Below are 14,134 nucleotides of genomic sequence, written 5' to 3'. Positions count from 1 at the left end.
GACCCCCACACTAGGCGTTAAACCGTGAGCAGGGTCCGCCCGGGGACCGCGGTTTCCGGCCACTCGAACTCGGCGACGAAGCCACCGCGGACGTCCACCTCGGTCAGCGGTTCCGGGCCGTCGGCCCAGATCGCGTACCGGCCCTCGGCCAGGGCGTCGATGACGACGCAGTAGGTGACCCCGCCGCGCACGTACCGGGCCCGGACCGCGGCGTGCTGCCGGTTCTCCGGCTCACCCGCGGGACTGATCTCGATCTCGTGGCCGTGGAACCGCGCCGCGGTGTGGATGATCAGCGCGCCGATCCCGCCACCGATGTTCAGCATCACGGTGCCCTGCCCGGACGGGGCCAGGGTGTGGTGGTGATGCGCGTGGCCGTGCCCGTGGTCGTGTCCGTGGCTCATGACGGCACCGAGAATCCGTCGAAGGGAGTACCCAGGTACGGGAACTTCTTGAGCAGCGGGGCGCTGGCGTCCTTGATGCTCAGGCCCTGCTCGACCAGGGCGGCCGCGGCGTCCGGCACGAAGGTCTTGTCGACCAGCGGCACGGTCACGCCGGCGATGGCCCGCAGCGAGATGGAGACCACGTCGTCGGCGATCCGGCGGCCGTTGGGGAAGCCGGCCACGTCACCGCCGACCACACCGAACTTGTTCGGCTTGGCCGCCGGCGCGATCGCGGTGTTCAGCCGCAGCATGTCGGCCTGCACCGCGCCGGTGTTGTTCTGGAAGCCGTCGATCAGCCCGCTGGGGATGCCGGTGAGCAGGATGGCGAGCAGGTCGGCGCGGTCCTTCTTGGCCTTGTTGAGCGTGGCCAGCTTGTCGAACAGGCCCGGGTAGAGCACCGGCAGCAGGGTGCCGAGCTCGGGCGTCGCGACGAACTCGGCGAACTTCTTGTCCTCGCTCGGCGGCAGGCTGTTCCACTTGTCCTTCTGCGCCATCGGGACGATGACCTCGTTGAACAGCGGGTTGCCGAGGCGGGACACCTGGACCTGCGGTCCGACGTACACGTCGGCGCTGCTGCCCTCGCCGTTGCGCACCTGCACCTGGCGGCGGCTGGCCGAGGTCCACACGCCGATCACGGCGGCGGCGTCGTCGGCCTTGACGCGCTTCTTGCCGTCCCGGCGCACCATGTGCAGCGGGATCTGCACCGCGATGCTGTGCACGTTGGTCTGGTCGGTCGCGTTGACCGCCTTGCCGGCGTAGTTGAACAGCTTCTGGCCGACCAGGTGCTTGTCCTGGAACGGGCGCAGCGTGCCCAGGTCGAAGATCGAGCCGAGGTCGACGAAGAACGCGTCGGCGCGCTGGCCGGCGAAGACCTTCTCGCCGCTCTTCAGCTTGTGCACCGCGTCGGCGGCGAGACCCTCGTAGTCCGCGATCGAGACCTTGCCGACGTTGCACGGCGGGCAGGGCAGCTTCTTGGCCAGCACCGTGCTCTTGCCGTGGCGGTCGACCTTGGTCACCGAGAAGAACTGCCGGCGGTTCCAGTTCTCACTGTCCAGCGACTCGATCGGACCGGTGTTGTAAAGGAACGTCCGGTCATTGCGCAGCTCGGTGACGAACCGGAACTGGTACGTGATGTCCGGGCGGGCATCCCCGTTCGCGTCGATGTGCACCTCGTAGAGCACGTCATCGCCGAACTCGAAGAAGTTCGGGCCACTCGCCGGAATCTGCAGCGGGACGTAGTTCGCGATGATGGTGACCGTATCCGGATCGTCGGGACTGACGAACGCGTACAGGTCAGAACTGTCGGCGACCGGGTCCTTGCTGATTTCCGGGGCTTCGCGGTGAGAAGACATTTTGTCTGTGATCCTCCGGGTCAGCGACCGGCAGCTTTGAGCAGCTGGGCGGCGAGTTTCTTATCGGTGACGGTCTTCTTGGATTCGCCGGAGAAGAGGTCGATGACGCCCTTCTTGGCGTCCCGTACGGAAATGATGAGCGGCGAGTTGTCCGACGACGCGGACTTGTCGTTCTCACCAGCGAGGCTGAGCCCGGCAACCGAAGCGGCCGAGACCCCGACGCCGGCGGCGGTGAGCGCCAGCATCCGCCGACGATTGAACCGCGGGAACGCCTGGGCACGGTAGCGACTACGACTCATGCTGGGCCTTTCGTCTGTTGGGGGCCGGACGGGCGTTGCATTGTCGACGCCGATGATTACGTGATCCACGAACCAGGGGTTCAAAGGTTTTTTGGAGATACTTCTACGGCTTTTCACAGGTTGCCCGAATGTGCTGCTCAGAGGCCTTCTCGGCGCCGGCGAACCCGGCCCAGAAGGGCGATCCCGGCGGCCAGGACGGCCACGCCGAGCGCTCCGGCGATCAGATAGTGACCCACCGTGGTGTCGTCGTCGCCCGCACTCGTGGCCGCGGCGAGCACCGGATCGGCGGTCGCCGGGGCGGTCGTCTCCGCCGCCTCCGCCGCCTCTGCGGCCGGTTCCTCGGACGGCGGGGCCGTCGTCGCGACGGGCGCGGCCGCCTTCTTGGTAGCGGCCTTCGTCGGGGCGGGCGTCGTCTTCTTCACCACCGCGGCGGCCGGGAAGTCCAGATCCGAGCACGAGTAGTAGGTGTCCGGCGTGCTCGAGGTCTCCCACACCACGTAGAGCATCTGCCGCCCGGTGCGCTCCGGCAGGCTGACCCTCATCCGGTACGCCCCGTCGGTCAGCGGCGGGTCGGTGAACGCCGCCAGGGGCTTGCTGCCCAGGTCGTCCCAGGTCAGCTTGTTCGCCGGGTCGTACCCCTGCTTGCTCAGGTAGATCCGGAACTCGCCCTGGTGCGGGATGGTCCCGCGGTACTCGATCGCCAGCTTCTGCCCGGACCTCACCTCGGTCGACGGGAAGTCGTCCCGGGCCAGGTCGAGCCCCCGGTACGCGTCGAGCCCGCCGCTGCACAGCTTGCCGTCCGGCACCGACGTCCGGTCGTCCTTGACGTTCGCGATCCGCAGGTTGTCGTACGCCCCGATGAACCCGCCGGTCGCCGCCTTCGCCGCCTTGCACGCCGCGGCCCCGGTCCTGATGCCGTTGCCGGCGCAGGCGGCCGACCGGCTGATCGGCGTGATCGGCGCGCCGTGCGCGGACGCGGACGTGACCGGTACGGCGAACGTGGCGGCCGCGCTCAGCAGAGCGACGGCGCAGAGGCGGCGGACGTGCACGGAATCCCCCAGGCGGGTTACCACGACCGGGACGCTCCCGGTCACCCGTGGATACGGAGATCCGGCACCGCTCGTTCAGTGACCGCCCGGCTGTGATTGCATGACCGAGTCCGGTCACACCAAACGGGAGTATTCATGAACAAGCCTGACGTCGGCCCCATCCCCGCGGAAGCCCCCAGCGACCTGCTCGTCGAGGACATCGTGGAGGGCACCGGCCAGGAGGCCAAGTCCGGCGCGTACGTCAGCGTCCACTACGTGGGCGTGGCGCACTCGACCGGCAAGGAGTTCGACGCCTCCTACAACCGGGGCGAGGCCCTCGGCTTCCGGGTCGGTGGCCAGCAGGTCATCGCCGGCTGGGACCAGGGTGTCGCCGGCATGAAGGTGGGCGGCCGCCGCAAGCTCACCATCCCGCCGCACCTGGGTTACGGCGCGTCCGGCGCCGGTGGCGTGATCAAGCCGAACGAGACCCTGATCTTCGTGGTGGACCTCGTCGAGGTCCACTGATCTTCTAGTGCTGTGCCGAGGGCCCGGGGGAATCTCCGGGCCCTTGCAGCAACCCGGACAGCCCGGCCGCCTGCTCGGCCTCCAGCCGGGCGATCCACGCCTCGTCCTCGGCGAGCCTGGCCTCCTCGGCGAGCACCTCGGCGGCCACCTCGGCCACGTGCGCGGCCCGCCGCACCTCGACACCCTCCTCGAGGGCCTCCTCGTAGCGCTGCTTGGCCAGCGCGACCTCCTCGTCCATCCGCTCGACCGCGTCCTCGCCGGGCCGGGTGTGCTCCCAGATCCGGTTCAGCTGGTCGACCGAGAGGTCACCGCGTTGGTACGCCTCCAGCGCCGCCCGCTCCACGAGCTTGCGGGCCTCGTCCTTGGGCCCGGTCCACGCGTCCCATCGCGCCTGCTGGTACTGCTGCTCGGCCTGCTCGCGCACCCCGGCCGCCTCGGTGACCCGGTCCCGGGCCGCGTCGGCGGCCTGCACCGCGCGCTGCGCCGCCGTCCGCACCTCGTCGGCTCCGGTCTCCAGCTCCACCACCTGCGGCGCCACCTCGTCGACCGACGGCGGCCGGGTGGCCGGCCTGCGCCGGCCGGCCACGACGGCCATGCCCCCGAGTGCCAGCACGGCGAAGAGCAACAGCCCCACCAGGATCTGCGCTGCCTCGATCCCCGTTCCACTCACGTCATCCGACGCTAGTAGGAATATGAATCAGCCGCACATCGGGGGGTATCGCCGGTTATCGGCGCGAACCGCGCCGGGCGCGGGCCCGGGACAGCGGGATCACGTTGCGCGGGCGGTCGTCCGGGCGCGCCGGTGCGGGCTCCACGCCGGCCGGTTCCTCCCCCGGCTCCCACGGTGAGTCGAGAGGGATCACTTGGCCTCCTTCAGGGCCGCGCAGCCGCCGGTCTCGTCCGGGAGCAGCGGGCGGAAGGTGACGCTGTACTGCTTGCCACCGGACGTCCACGGGGTGCGCTGGTTCGCCTTCTCGGCGGCCGCCCACACCGTGCCGGCCGCGTCGCCGGAGACCGCGACGCAGGTCAGGCCGGTGCCGGCCGGCGGCAGCTCCTCGCCGGGCAGCGCCGGGCCGGGCCACGCCTGCGCCGGCTGGTTCAGCCCGTCGTCGCCGGCCACGTACGGCCAGGCCAGCGCGGCCAGCTCGGCCGGCCGGTACGACTCCGAGGCCGGCGAGCCGGTCTCGACGGTGAGCTTGTTCAGCTCCTCGACGTAGGCGCGCAGCTTCGCCCGGGCCGCCTGCTGCGCCGCGGACAGGTTCGGGTCGGTCGCCTGCGCGTGGTCGAGGGCCATCACCCGTACGGTCTCGGTCTTGCCGCCGGACGTGGCGGTGATCACCGTGTCCGGGATGTCGGCGACGCCGGGCTGGCCCAGATCGGCGCCGGTCTTCACGCCGGCCTTCAGCGCGTCGTCGGCCCACTGCTGCGCCCGCGCCGGGGTCAGCTTGAGCACCTGCAGGTTGGGCAGCGCCGGCCCGGGGGCGATGGCCGGCACCGGCCCCTCGGTGATCACCCGGCCGTCGGCGTAGACGGTCAGCTGCGGGATCCGGCTGTAGACGAACTGGGCCGGGACGAAACCGCCCTCCTGGGCGATCCGGATCAGCACGGCCGGGTCGCCGGCCGGCGCCGAGGCGCTCTCGGTGATCGGTTCGGTCGCGACGGAGGCCGAGCCGGCCTCGCCTGCGGTGTCCGGCCGGGCACACCCGGCCATCAGGATCAGGGGGACGGCGGCGGCGGTCAGCAGGCCGCGGGTTCGGGTCATGACCGGTACGACGAGGCGCCCGCCCTCCCGGTTCCGCGCGGACGGCAGATTCCCGCCGAAAGGGTGGATCTTCATGTTCCGGGGGTCAGGGCACGACCCGGGCGGTGCGCCCGAGCACCGCCACCACGTCGCCGGCGTGCAGCTGCCGGCCTCGCCGGGTGTCCACCTCGCCGTTCACCGTGACGTCGCCGGAGGCGATCAGGACCTTGGCCTCGCCACCGGTCTCGATGAGGTCGGCCAGCTTGAGGAACTGCCCCAGCCGGATCATGTCGCCGTCGATCGGCACGTCGCGCATCGGGACATCATCCGGCACCGTCCGGCAGCCGCCGCAGCCAGGGCAGGTGATGGCGGCGAAAAGAGCCGGAAAACTTTCCCGCACCGGTTGAACCATCGGGGGCCGTGATCCGAACTAACTCCCGTGAGGTATTTGGGAACAGCGCTCACGGTGGTGGCGACCACCGGCATCCTCGGTGTCGCCGGTCCGGCGTTCGCCGACGTCACGGTCAGCCCGACCAGCGCGCCGCAGGGCAGTGGACAGAACGCCTACTACCACTACACCAATGAGGGCACCCAGCCGATCGCCAAGGTCACCCTGGAGATCCCGAAGGACACCCCGATCGCCGAGGTCTATCCGCTCTCCACGGACGACTGGGCCCCGAAGATCGAGTGGCAGGACCTGAACACGCCGCTGAAGACGATCCACAACGGCACCCCGGTCACCCAGGTGCCACTGTCGATCACCTGGATCGCGGTCGCCGGCAAGGCCATCGCGCCCGGCGGCTCGGCCGACCTGGGTGTGGCGGTCGGCCCGCTGCCCACCCTCAGCACGGTCTCGTTCACGCTGGTCGGCACGTACGCGGACGGCAAGGCCGCGGCGCCGATGACCGCGACCATGGCGCTCACCCCGGACCCGGACGGCGCCGCGGCGGCCGCGCACCACGCCGCGACCGGTGGCGGCGCCACCACGACCGAGGACGAGGACCAGTTCTTCGCGCAGGCGATCGCGGACGCGGAACAGAACGACCGGGGCGCCTCGGTGCTCGGGATGGCCGGCTGGGTGGTGGCCGCGCTGGCCCTGCTCGGCGCGGGCTGGGTGGTGCTGCGCAACCGGCACCGGTCCTCGGACGAGCCGGAGGAGCCGGACGAGGTTCCCGGCCCGGAGGCCGAGGCCGCTCCCGAGGACGACGACGGGAGCGACAAGGAACCGGTCGAGGCCGGCCGCTGGAGTTTCCGCGGCTGAGACGAACAGACTCCCCCGCAGGCAGGGTCCTGCAGCGGGATACCTCACGCGGGTGGGCGTGAGGCAGTCGTGGTCATGCGCGTGGGGCGCCGACCATGACAGGCGGGTGGGGCCCCGGGCAAGGCCCGTGATCCGCGCGCTGGGCGGGTAGGGAGGGCACTCCCTGCCCGCCCTGTGGATTTCTCAGACCGGGACGACGCGCTCGGTGCGCAGGGCGTCGATGATCTCGCGCTCGACCCGGGCCGAGTCGTCGTGCAGGACCTGGCAGGTGCCGGCCGCGATGTGCCCGCCGCCGCCGTAGCGCAGCATCACCTCACCGATGTCCACCGGCGAGGTGCGGTCCAGGATCGACTTGCCGCAGGCGAACACCGTGTTCAGCTTCTGCCGGCCCCAGATCACGTGCATCGAGACGCGGGCCTCGGGGAACAGCGCGTACACCATGAACCGGTTGCCCGCCTCGATCACCTCCTCGTCGCGCAGGTCCACCACGACCACGTCGCCCTCGAGGTGACAGACCCGGTGCAGTTGCTCGACGAACCGTGCCGTGCAGTCGTGGAACAGCGCGGCCCGCTCGGCCACGTCCGGCAGGGCCAGGATGTCGTGCACGTCGGTGTGCTCGATGCAGGCGTCGATGAGCTGCATCATCAGCTGGTAGTTGGAGATCCGGAAGTTGCGGAACCGGCCGAGCCCGGTGCGGCTGTCCATCAGGAAGTTGAGCAGCGTCCAGCCGGTCGGGCTGAGGATGTCGGTGAGCGAGTAGTCCGCCGAGTCCGCCTGGTCGACGGCGAGCATCAGGTCGTCGGAGACCTGCGGGAAGCGCTGCTTGCCGCCGAAGTGGTCGAAGATCACCCGGGCCGCGGACGGCGCGTCGGCGTCGATGACGTGGTTGCTCCGGTCGCCCTCGTTGCGCAGCGTCTCGGAGTGGTGGTGGTCGTAGACCTGGTATGCCCGGGCGTCGTACGGAAGGTTGGTCAGGATGTCCCGGTCCGTCACCTCGACGACACCGTCCTGCACGTCCTTGGGGTGCACGAACATGATGTCGTCGATCATGTCCAGGTGACGCAGCAACACGGCGCATACCAGGCCGTCGAAGTCGCTGCGGGTCACGAGCCGGTACTTCACGGGGTCCCCCTCGGTTGCCAGACCTTATGCGCCCATTTTGCCACTTATATCGGTTAGGTCTTCACCGCATCGAGGGAAGCGGTGAACCACTTGTGATGAAGCCGATCACGAAGCGTCATCGTTGCGCAGTGTTTACCGCCACTTGTGCCCGCCGGCACACATCGCGATGAACCATGGGAGGGGAGCGCTGCGTAAGGTCGAACGGACGGTTACAACCCGGTCGGAGGACACGGAGACGATGGATCAACCTCAGCTCATCATCCAGGAGCGCAGCGCGCCACCGGCCACTCTCGTCATCTTCGGCGCCTCCGGTGACCTCACCCGGCGCAAGCTGCTGCCGGCGATCGAGAGCCTGGCCCGCCACAACCGCCTGCCCGACCAGTTCGCGCTGGTCGGCGTCGCCCGCACGCCGATGTCCGACGAGCAGTTCGCGGACAGCGCGCTGGGCGGCCGGAGCCTGTCGGAGAAGCGTCAGCTGGCCGGCGGCATCCGCTACGTCTCCGGCGGGTACGACGACCCGGAGACCTACAAGCGCCTCGCCGAGACCCTCGACGAGCTCGACGCCCAGCGCGGCACGTCGGGCAACCGGCTGTTCTACCTGTCCACCCCGGCGAACGCGTTCGAGCCGGTCATCTGCGGCCTGGCCGGCGCCGGGCTGAACCACGCCAACGAGGGCTCGTTCGCCCGCCTGGTGATCGAGAAGCCGTACGGGCGGGACGTCGCCACCGCGCACGAGCTCGACGGGGTCGTGCACGCCGCGTTCGAGGAGTCGAGCGTCTTCCGGATCGACCACTACCTGGGCAAGGACACCGTCCAGAACGTGCTGGCGCTGCGCTTCGCCAACTCGATCTTCCAGCCGATCTGGGACCGGTCCTGGGTCGACCACGTGCAGATCACGGTCGCCGAGACGCTCGGTGTCGGCACCCGCGGCGGCTTCTACGAGTCGGCCGGCGCGATGCGCGACATCGTGCAGAACCACGTGCTGCAGGTGCTCGCGCTCTCGCTGATGGAGCCGCCGGCCTCGTTCGGCGGTGAGGGTCTGCGCAGCGAGAAGGTGAAGCTGCTGCAGGCGATCCGGCTGCCCACCGACCGGGACATCGCCGACGCCGCCGTGCGCGGGCAGTACACCCGGGGCGGCACCCGCGAGGAGCTGATGGCCGGGTACCGCGAGGAGATCGGCGTCGACCCGCTGTCGCGGACCGAGACGTACGCGGCGCTGCGGCTGAACGTGGACAACTGGCGCTGGGCCGGGGTGCCGTTCTACGTGCGTACCGGCAAGCGGCTGCCGGCCCGGGTCACCGAGGTCGCGCTGCAGTTCCAGCGCCCGCCGCACCTGCCGATCCCGACCAACCAGCTCACCGAGCTGGACGCGGACGCGCTGATCCTGCGGATCCAGCCGAACGAGGGCATCTCGCTGCGCTTCGGCGCGAAGGTCCCCGGTCACACGTTCCGGGTGCGCACGGCCAGCATGGAGTTCTCGTACGACCAGACTTTCGTCGAGGAGTCGCCGGAGGCGTACGAGCGTCTGCTGCTGGACGCGCTGATCGGTGACGCGTCGCTGTTCATCCGCAGTGACGAGGTCGAGCACAGCTGGCGGATCGTCGACCCGATCATCGAGCACTGGGCGAACGACAGGTCGCCGATCCCGACGTACGAGGCCGCGTCCTGGGGCCCGACCGACGCGGACCGGCTGATCGGCCGCAACGGCCGCAAGTGGCGCAACTCGGCCTGACGCGCCCGGAGCACCGGCAAGACTGCGGCACCGGGCGGGCTCGCATAGGGTGGTCAGGAAGTTCGATCCCCCTATGCGAGCCCCCCGACCCGAAAGATCACACGAAGATGCAGGTATCGGTCGCGCACCACCCACCGAACACGGCCGTCCTCGTCCTGCGCGGTTCGCTCGACATCGACACCGCGCCCGCGTTGAAGGCCAACCTCGGCCGCCTCGTCGAACGCCCCGCTCCGCGCGTCATCGTGGACGTCTCCGGTCTCGATTTCTGCGACTCGATGGGCGTCGGGGTGCTGGTCACCGCGCACGGCCGGGCCATGGAGCGCGGCGGCTGGGTCCGCCTCGCCGCCCCGTCGGGCTTCCTGCGCCGCCTGTTCGACACTCTCGGCCTCAGCGACTATCTGCCGATGTTCGCCGACGTCGCCACCGCCCTCAAGGACGACTGAGACCGCTGCTCGCTCCGGGTGGCTGCCGCTTCCGACCGCGCCCATAGGGTACGGATACCGAGCGCCCGTCCGTAGGCTACGAGCCACGCTCACTGATGGTCTCGCGCGACACCGCGCCCGCACCGGACCGCGACGCGCCACCGGGCCCTGACTGGCTCTCAGGGGTGCTTCCGCACCCCTGAGACACCCCTGCGGACCAGCCGGGATCGGGCGCTAGCGGGCGGCGGTGACCACGGCGTCGAGGGCGGCCACGGCGGCGCCGCGGGCGCCGGCCATGTCGAGATCCGCCACCAGGGCGAAGGTGGCGGCCTTGGCCTGCTCGTCGCGGAGCTCGGTGCTCTCCCGGACGGTGTTGAGGAACCACTGCCGGAAGTGCGGGGCGGCCTCGACCACGCCGCCGCCGAGGAAATAGGCCGCCGGGTCGGTGAAGTTGGCCGCGATGGTGAACAGCTTGCCGATCGCCTTCGCCTGCTGGGTGAAGACCGCCATCGCCAGCGGGTCCTCCTTCTCGCCCAGACCGCGCAGCAGTTTGGCGGCCTTGCCGAGCGGCTCACCGGCGAGCGGGTGGTCCGGGAAGCGGGTCAGCCAGTACGGCAGCAGGTTGTTCTTGATGCCGGTCAGCGACGCGATCGACTCCACGTCGCCCTCGAAGCCGCAGTTGCACTTCGGCACCGGCTGGCCGTCGTCCAGCACGCCGTGCAGCGGGATCTGCACGTGGCCGAGCTCGCCGGCCATCCCGGCGGCGCCCCGGATCACCTTGCCGTCCTGCACCACGCCCCCGCCGAGGCCGGTGCCGACGATCGCGGCGACCGACGAGTGCTCCGCCGCGGCCGCGCCGAAGTGCCGGTGGTGGGCGTAGAGGGCGGCGGCGTTCGCGTCGTTGTTGTAGATCACCGGCAGGCCGAGGCGGGTCTCGAGCGCGCCCCGGATGTCGAAGCCGTGCCAGGACACCTGGTTGAAGTTCGTCGCGCCCTTGGACGAGATCACCCCGTGCGCGCTGGCCGGGCCGGGTGTGTCCAGGCCGACCGCGCGGACCAGCGACCGGGGGGTGCTGGTCAGTTCCAGGATGCTGGTGAACGCCTGGGCGAGCGACTCGACCGCCGACTCCGGCCCGTCGAGCACCCGGCTCGGGTTCTCCACCAGATTGTTCACCAGGAACTGGCCGGTCGCGTCGAGCACGGTGGCGTTGTTGCAGGTGCCACCGTTGTCGAGACCGACAACCACCCAGGACGACGGGGTACGTACCGTTTCAGCCTGATCCACAGGGATGATGCTACGGCCGTCCCCGGTGTCCGGCCACGGGTGCGCTCGGATTGCGGCTCCGTTAGTCACGGTTGCCGCCGTGCGCCGTCCCGGGGAACGGGCCGAAGCGTCCGGCATGATGACGACGACGCGCCGTACGCTGCTCGCCGGAACCGCCGCGGCGGCGGCCGTGACCTCCGGGATCGTCATCGGCGCCGCGCCGGCGCCAGCCGCGCCCGCGGCGACGTCGCCGGCGGCGCTGCTCGGCGGCGACCCGATCGCGCACCTGCTGCGCCGGGCCACCTTCGGCGCCATCCCGCGGTCGCTGGCCGAGGCGCGCAAGCTCGGCGTGACCGCCTGGCTGGACCGGCAGCTCGACCCGCAGCGGATCGACGACACGGCCTGCGCGGCCCTGCTGAAGCGCCTGCCGCTGGCGCACGCCACCCCGGCCGCGGTCCGCGCCGCGCTGCCGGACCACTCCTACGAGGGCTTCGGCCAGCTCGGCCGCGCGGTGATCGCCCGGGCCGCGTGGAGCGAGCGTCAGCTGTTCGAGGTCGTCGCCGGTTTCTGGGCGAACCACCTGCACGTCGCCGCCCCGTCCAGCGGGGTCTGGGACACCCGTGGCGACTACGACGCCCAGGTGATCCGCAAGCACGCGTTCGGCCGGTTCGCCGACATGCTGGCCGCCTCGGCCCGGCACCCGGCCATGCTCACCTACCTGGACCAGCGGTTCTCGACCAAGGCGCACCCGAACGAGAACTACGCCCGCGAGCTGATGGAGCTGCACACCACCGGGCTCGGCTACGACGAGTCCGACGTCCAGGACGCCGCCCGCCTGCTCACCGGCCTGACCGTGAGCAACGCCGGCGGCTACGTGTACGACGCCGCCAAGCACGCCACCGGCCCGGTCGACATCCTCGGCTTCCGGCACCCGAACGCCGCCGCCGACGGGGAGCGCACCGCGCTGGCCTTCCTCGACCACCTGGCGAAGCTCCCGGCGACCGCCGAGCGGCTGGCCCGCAAGCTGTGTGCCCGGTTCGTCGCCGACGAGCCGCCGGCCGCGCTGGTCACCCGCCTGGCGAAGGTGTACCTGGACCACGACACCGCGATCGTGCCGGTACTGCGCGCCCTGTTCACCTCGGCCGAGTTCGCCGCCGCGATCGGCCAGAAGGTCCGTACCCCGTTCGAGGACCTGGTCGCCACGGTCCGGACGCTCGGGCTGACGCCGGAGGCGAGCGGGGTGAAGGCCCTGGACGCGCTCTACAACGTGCTGGTCGCGGCCGGGAACGCGCCGTTCCGCTGGGCGCCGCCGAACGGGTTCCCGGACGTCGCGGCGATCTGGGCGTCGCCGTCGGTGTTCCTGATGCGCTGCAACCTGCACCTCAACCTGGCCACCGGCTGGTACCCGAAGCAGCTGGGCCGGCCCGCGGATCTGCTGACCTCCCTGGTCCCGGCGATGCCGGCGACCTTCGGCGCAGTGGTCGACGCGCTCGCCACCCGGCTGATCGGCGCACCGTTGCCGGCCGCGCACACCGCCGCCGTGCTCAGTGTTGCCGGGAAGTCGCCGACCAGTGGAGTCGACAAGTCCCTCGCCGGCCACGCGCCCTACCTGATCGCGCTGGTCCTCGACGCACCGTCCTTCCAGCTGAGGTGATCATGAAGACCGAACTGTGCTGCGACGAGAACCGCGCGGCCCGGCCCACCCGTCGCGGGGTGCTGGCCGCCGGACTGGCCGGGCTCGCCGGTGCCACGCTGAGCACGACGACGGCGTTCGCGGCCGGCGCCTACACCGGCGACACCCTGGTGGTGCTGTCGCTGCGGGGTGGCTTCGACGGGCTGTCCGCGGTCGTGCCGATCGGCGACCCGGCGTACTACGCGGCGCGGCCGGCCATCGGCGTACCGAAAAATCTGGTGATCGCCGGTGACGGGACCTTCGGTCTGCACCCGGCACTCGCGCCGCTGCTGCCGCTCTGGAAGAGCGGCGGTCTGGCGGCGGTGCACGCGGTCGGCCAGCCGAATCCGACCCGTTCGCACTTCGCCGCGATGGACGCGATGGAGAACGCCGCGCCGGGCACCTCGATCCGCAGCGGCTGGCTGGACCGGATGCTCGGCCTGACCGGGGCGAGCGCGCCGCTGGCCGGGGTGTCGCTGGGCCACAGCATGCCGGCCCGGATCCTGCTCGGCCCGGCCGGCGACGTCGCGATGACCGGAATCGACGAGTTCCTGCTGTCCGGGAACGACAAGCGGCCGATGGCCGCGGCGCTGCGCGCCATGTACGCCGACGCGCCGGCCACCCTCGCCGCGCCCGCCAGGTCCGCCGACCGCGCACTGTCCGCGGTTTCCACGATCAAGACTGTTCCGTACGCGGTGAGCGGCGGCGCCACCTACCCGGCCACCGAGCTGGGCGGGGCGCTGCGGGACGTGGCCCGGCTGATCAAGGCGAAGGCCGGCCTGGTCACGGCGGCGGTGGACTGCGGCGACTGGGACATGCACGAGGGCCTCGGCACGGCCGTCAAGGGTCAGCGGATGCACGACAACCTGACCGATCTGGCCCAGGCTCTCGCCGCGTTCACCACGGACCTCGGCGCGGACGGCATGCGGAACGTGACGGTGCTGACCATCAGCGAGTTCGGCCGCCGGGTGCAGGAGAACGCGTCACGGGGCGCCGACCACGGGCACGGCAACGCGATGCTGCTGCTCGGCGGGGGCATCCGCGGCGGCAAGGTCTACACGAACTGGCCGGGCCTGTCCCCCGGCGCGCTGGTCGCCGGTGACCTGGCGGCGACCACCGACTACCGCGCGGTGATCGGCGAGGTGCTGCAGAAACGGTGCGGGTTCGGCGCTCTCGACGGCGTCTTCCCCGGGGTCAAGCCGTCGGCGTTCGGGCTGGCCGCGGCCCGGACCTGAAAAAATACGGGACCGCCACGAGTGTGTGGCGGCCCCGTATTT

General features: G+C 71.0%; 16 protein-coding genes. 6 read left to right on the top strand and 10 right to left on the bottom strand.

Going from position 1 to position 14,134, the window contains the following annotated elements:
• Positions 1–17: 17 nt before the first annotated feature.
• The 4 genes from Apa02nite_RS22415 to Apa02nite_RS22400 all read right to left on the bottom strand — a co-directional run bounded on the left by Apa02nite_RS22415 (position 18) and on the right by Apa02nite_RS22400 (position 3,164).
• Positions 18–401 (bottom strand): phospholipase, encoded by a 384-nt coding sequence (locus Apa02nite_RS22415; protein WP_067688187.1) that lies wholly within the window; start codon positions 399–401, stop codon positions 18–20.
• A complete protein-coding gene (locus tag Apa02nite_RS22410; RefSeq protein WP_067688183.1) occupies positions 398–1,792 on the bottom strand; it encodes a DUF4331 domain-containing protein in 1,395 nt (464 codons plus the stop codon). The genes Apa02nite_RS22415 and Apa02nite_RS22410 overlap by 4 nt, the downstream gene beginning before the upstream one ends.
• 20 nt (positions 1,793–1,812) lie before the next feature.
• A complete protein-coding gene (locus Apa02nite_RS22405) occupies positions 1,813–2,037 on the bottom strand; it encodes a hypothetical protein (protein WP_232344029.1) in 225 nt (74 codons plus the stop codon).
• 191 nt (positions 2,038–2,228) lie between these two features.
• Complete coding sequence (locus Apa02nite_RS22400) at positions 2,229–3,164, bottom strand: lytic polysaccharide monooxygenase (RefSeq protein WP_239164478.1); 936 nt, start codon at positions 3,162–3,164, stop codon at positions 2,229–2,231.
• Between the two features lie 111 nt (positions 3,165–3,275).
• Between Apa02nite_RS22400 and Apa02nite_RS22395 the strand changes: the two genes are divergently transcribed.
• Positions 3,276–3,644 carry an FKBP-type peptidyl-prolyl cis-trans isomerase gene (locus Apa02nite_RS22395; protein WP_067688177.1) on the top strand — a complete coding sequence of 123 codons (369 nt, stop codon included), beginning with the start codon at positions 3,276–3,278 and terminating at the stop codon, positions 3,642–3,644.
• 4 nt (positions 3,645–3,648) lie between these two features.
• Here Apa02nite_RS22395 and Apa02nite_RS22390 read toward each other — a convergent pair whose 3' ends face one another.
• The 4 genes from Apa02nite_RS22390 to Apa02nite_RS22375 form a co-directional block, all read right to left on the bottom strand.
• On the bottom strand, positions 3,649–4,314 hold the full coding sequence (locus tag Apa02nite_RS22390; protein WP_203826728.1) for a hypothetical protein: 666 nt from the start codon (positions 4,312–4,314) through the stop codon (positions 3,649–3,651).
• A 55-nt stretch (positions 4,315–4,369) separates the two neighbouring features.
• Positions 4,370–4,507 carry a hypothetical protein gene (locus tag Apa02nite_RS22385; protein WP_203826727.1) on the bottom strand — a complete coding sequence of 46 codons (138 nt, stop codon included), beginning with the start codon at positions 4,505–4,507 and terminating at the stop codon, positions 4,370–4,372.
• Positions 4,504–5,406 carry a hypothetical protein gene (locus Apa02nite_RS22380; protein ID WP_067688171.1) on the bottom strand — a complete coding sequence of 301 codons (903 nt, stop codon included), beginning with the start codon at positions 5,404–5,406 and terminating at the stop codon, positions 4,504–4,506. The genes Apa02nite_RS22385 and Apa02nite_RS22380 overlap by 4 nt, the downstream gene beginning before the upstream one ends.
• An 85-nt stretch (positions 5,407–5,491) precedes the next feature.
• Positions 5,492–5,701, bottom strand: a complete 210-nt coding sequence (locus Apa02nite_RS22375) for an RNA-binding S4 domain-containing protein (protein ID WP_067688168.1) — start codon at positions 5,699–5,701, stop codon at positions 5,492–5,494.
• Between the two features lie 132 nt (positions 5,702–5,833).
• Between Apa02nite_RS22375 and Apa02nite_RS22370 the strand changes: the two genes are divergently transcribed.
• Positions 5,834–6,646, top strand: coding sequence for a DUF1775 domain-containing protein (locus Apa02nite_RS22370; protein ID WP_203826726.1), 813 nt, complete (start codon positions 5,834–5,836; stop codon positions 6,644–6,646).
• A gap of 183 nt (positions 6,647–6,829) precedes the next feature.
• Here the strand turns inward: Apa02nite_RS22370 and Apa02nite_RS22365 are convergent, their stop codons facing one another.
• Positions 6,830–7,768: a DHH family phosphoesterase gene (locus tag Apa02nite_RS22365; RefSeq protein WP_203826725.1), complete on the bottom strand. Its 939-nt coding sequence runs from the start codon at positions 7,766–7,768 to the stop codon at positions 6,830–6,832.
• Positions 7,769–8,006: 238 nt separating this feature from the next.
• On the opposite strand from Apa02nite_RS22365, the gene zwf reads away from it, so the two are divergent.
• Together zwf and Apa02nite_RS22355 are read left to right on the top strand one after the other, a co-directional pair.
• Positions 8,007–9,500: a glucose-6-phosphate dehydrogenase gene (zwf, locus tag Apa02nite_RS22360; protein ID WP_083971149.1), complete on the top strand. Its 1,494-nt coding sequence runs from the start codon at positions 8,007–8,009 to the stop codon at positions 9,498–9,500.
• Positions 9,501–9,607: 107 nt separating this feature from the next.
• Positions 9,608–9,943, top strand: coding sequence for an STAS domain-containing protein (locus tag Apa02nite_RS22355; protein ID WP_203826724.1), 336 nt, complete (start codon positions 9,608–9,610; stop codon positions 9,941–9,943).
• A gap of 213 nt (positions 9,944–10,156) precedes the next feature.
• On the opposite strand, the gene Apa02nite_RS22350 is transcribed toward Apa02nite_RS22355, so the two are convergent.
• Positions 10,157–11,206: an ROK family protein gene (locus Apa02nite_RS22350; RefSeq protein ID WP_203826723.1), complete on the bottom strand. Its 1,050-nt coding sequence runs from the start codon at positions 11,204–11,206 to the stop codon at positions 10,157–10,159.
• Positions 11,207–11,321: 115 nt separating this feature from the next.
• Between Apa02nite_RS22350 and Apa02nite_RS22345 the strand changes: the two genes are divergently transcribed.
• Positions 11,322–12,839: a DUF1800 domain-containing protein gene (locus Apa02nite_RS22345; RefSeq protein ID WP_239164477.1), complete on the top strand. Its 1,518-nt coding sequence runs from the start codon at positions 11,322–11,324 to the stop codon at positions 12,837–12,839.
• Positions 12,840–12,841: 2 nt separating this feature from the next.
• Positions 12,842–14,092, top strand: coding sequence for a DUF1501 domain-containing protein (locus tag Apa02nite_RS22340; protein ID WP_203826722.1), 1,251 nt, complete (start codon positions 12,842–12,844; stop codon positions 14,090–14,092).
• Positions 14,093–14,134 lie beyond the last annotated feature (42 nt).

Source organism: Actinoplanes palleronii, from assembly GCF_016862315.1.
GTDB lineage: Bacteria > Actinomycetota > Actinomycetes > Mycobacteriales > Micromonosporaceae > Actinoplanes > Actinoplanes palleronii.
Note: the sequence above shows the minus strand (reverse complement) of the source record. Positions and strands in the feature narration are given on the sequence as shown.

What these genes read in the sequence shown, in the direction of transcription:
- Apa02nite_RS22415 (WP_067688187.1), bottom strand. Translation starts at nt 401, where the DNA reads ATGAGCCACGGACACGACCACGGGCACGGCCACGCGCATCACCACCAC.
- Apa02nite_RS22410 (WP_067688183.1), bottom strand. Translation starts at nt 1,792, where the DNA reads ATGTCTTCTCACCGCGAAGCCCCGGAAATCAGCAAGGACCCGGTCGCC.
- Apa02nite_RS22405 (WP_232344029.1), bottom strand. Translation starts at nt 2,037, where the DNA reads ATGCTGGCGCTCACCGCCGCCGGCGTCGGGGTCTCGGCCGCTTCGGTT.
- Apa02nite_RS22395 (WP_067688177.1), top strand. Translation starts at nt 3,276, where the DNA reads ATGAACAAGCCTGACGTCGGCCCCATCCCCGCGGAAGCCCCCAGCGAC.
- Apa02nite_RS22380 (WP_067688171.1), bottom strand. Translation starts at nt 5,406, where the DNA reads ATGACCCGAACCCGCGGCCTGCTGACCGCCGCCGCCGTCCCCCTGATC.
- Apa02nite_RS22375 (WP_067688168.1), bottom strand. Translation starts at nt 5,701, where the DNA reads ATGCGCGACGTGCCGATCGACGGCGACATGATCCGGCTGGGGCAGTTC.
- zwf (WP_083971149.1), top strand. Translation starts at nt 8,007, where the DNA reads ATGGATCAACCTCAGCTCATCATCCAGGAGCGCAGCGCGCCACCGGCC.
- Apa02nite_RS22355 (WP_203826724.1), top strand. Translation starts at nt 9,608, where the DNA reads ATGCAGGTATCGGTCGCGCACCACCCACCGAACACGGCCGTCCTCGTC.
- Apa02nite_RS22345 (WP_239164477.1), top strand. Translation starts at nt 11,322, where the DNA reads ATGATGACGACGACGCGCCGTACGCTGCTCGCCGGAACCGCCGCGGCG.
- Apa02nite_RS22340 (WP_203826722.1), top strand. Translation starts at nt 12,842, where the DNA reads ATGAAGACCGAACTGTGCTGCGACGAGAACCGCGCGGCCCGGCCCACC.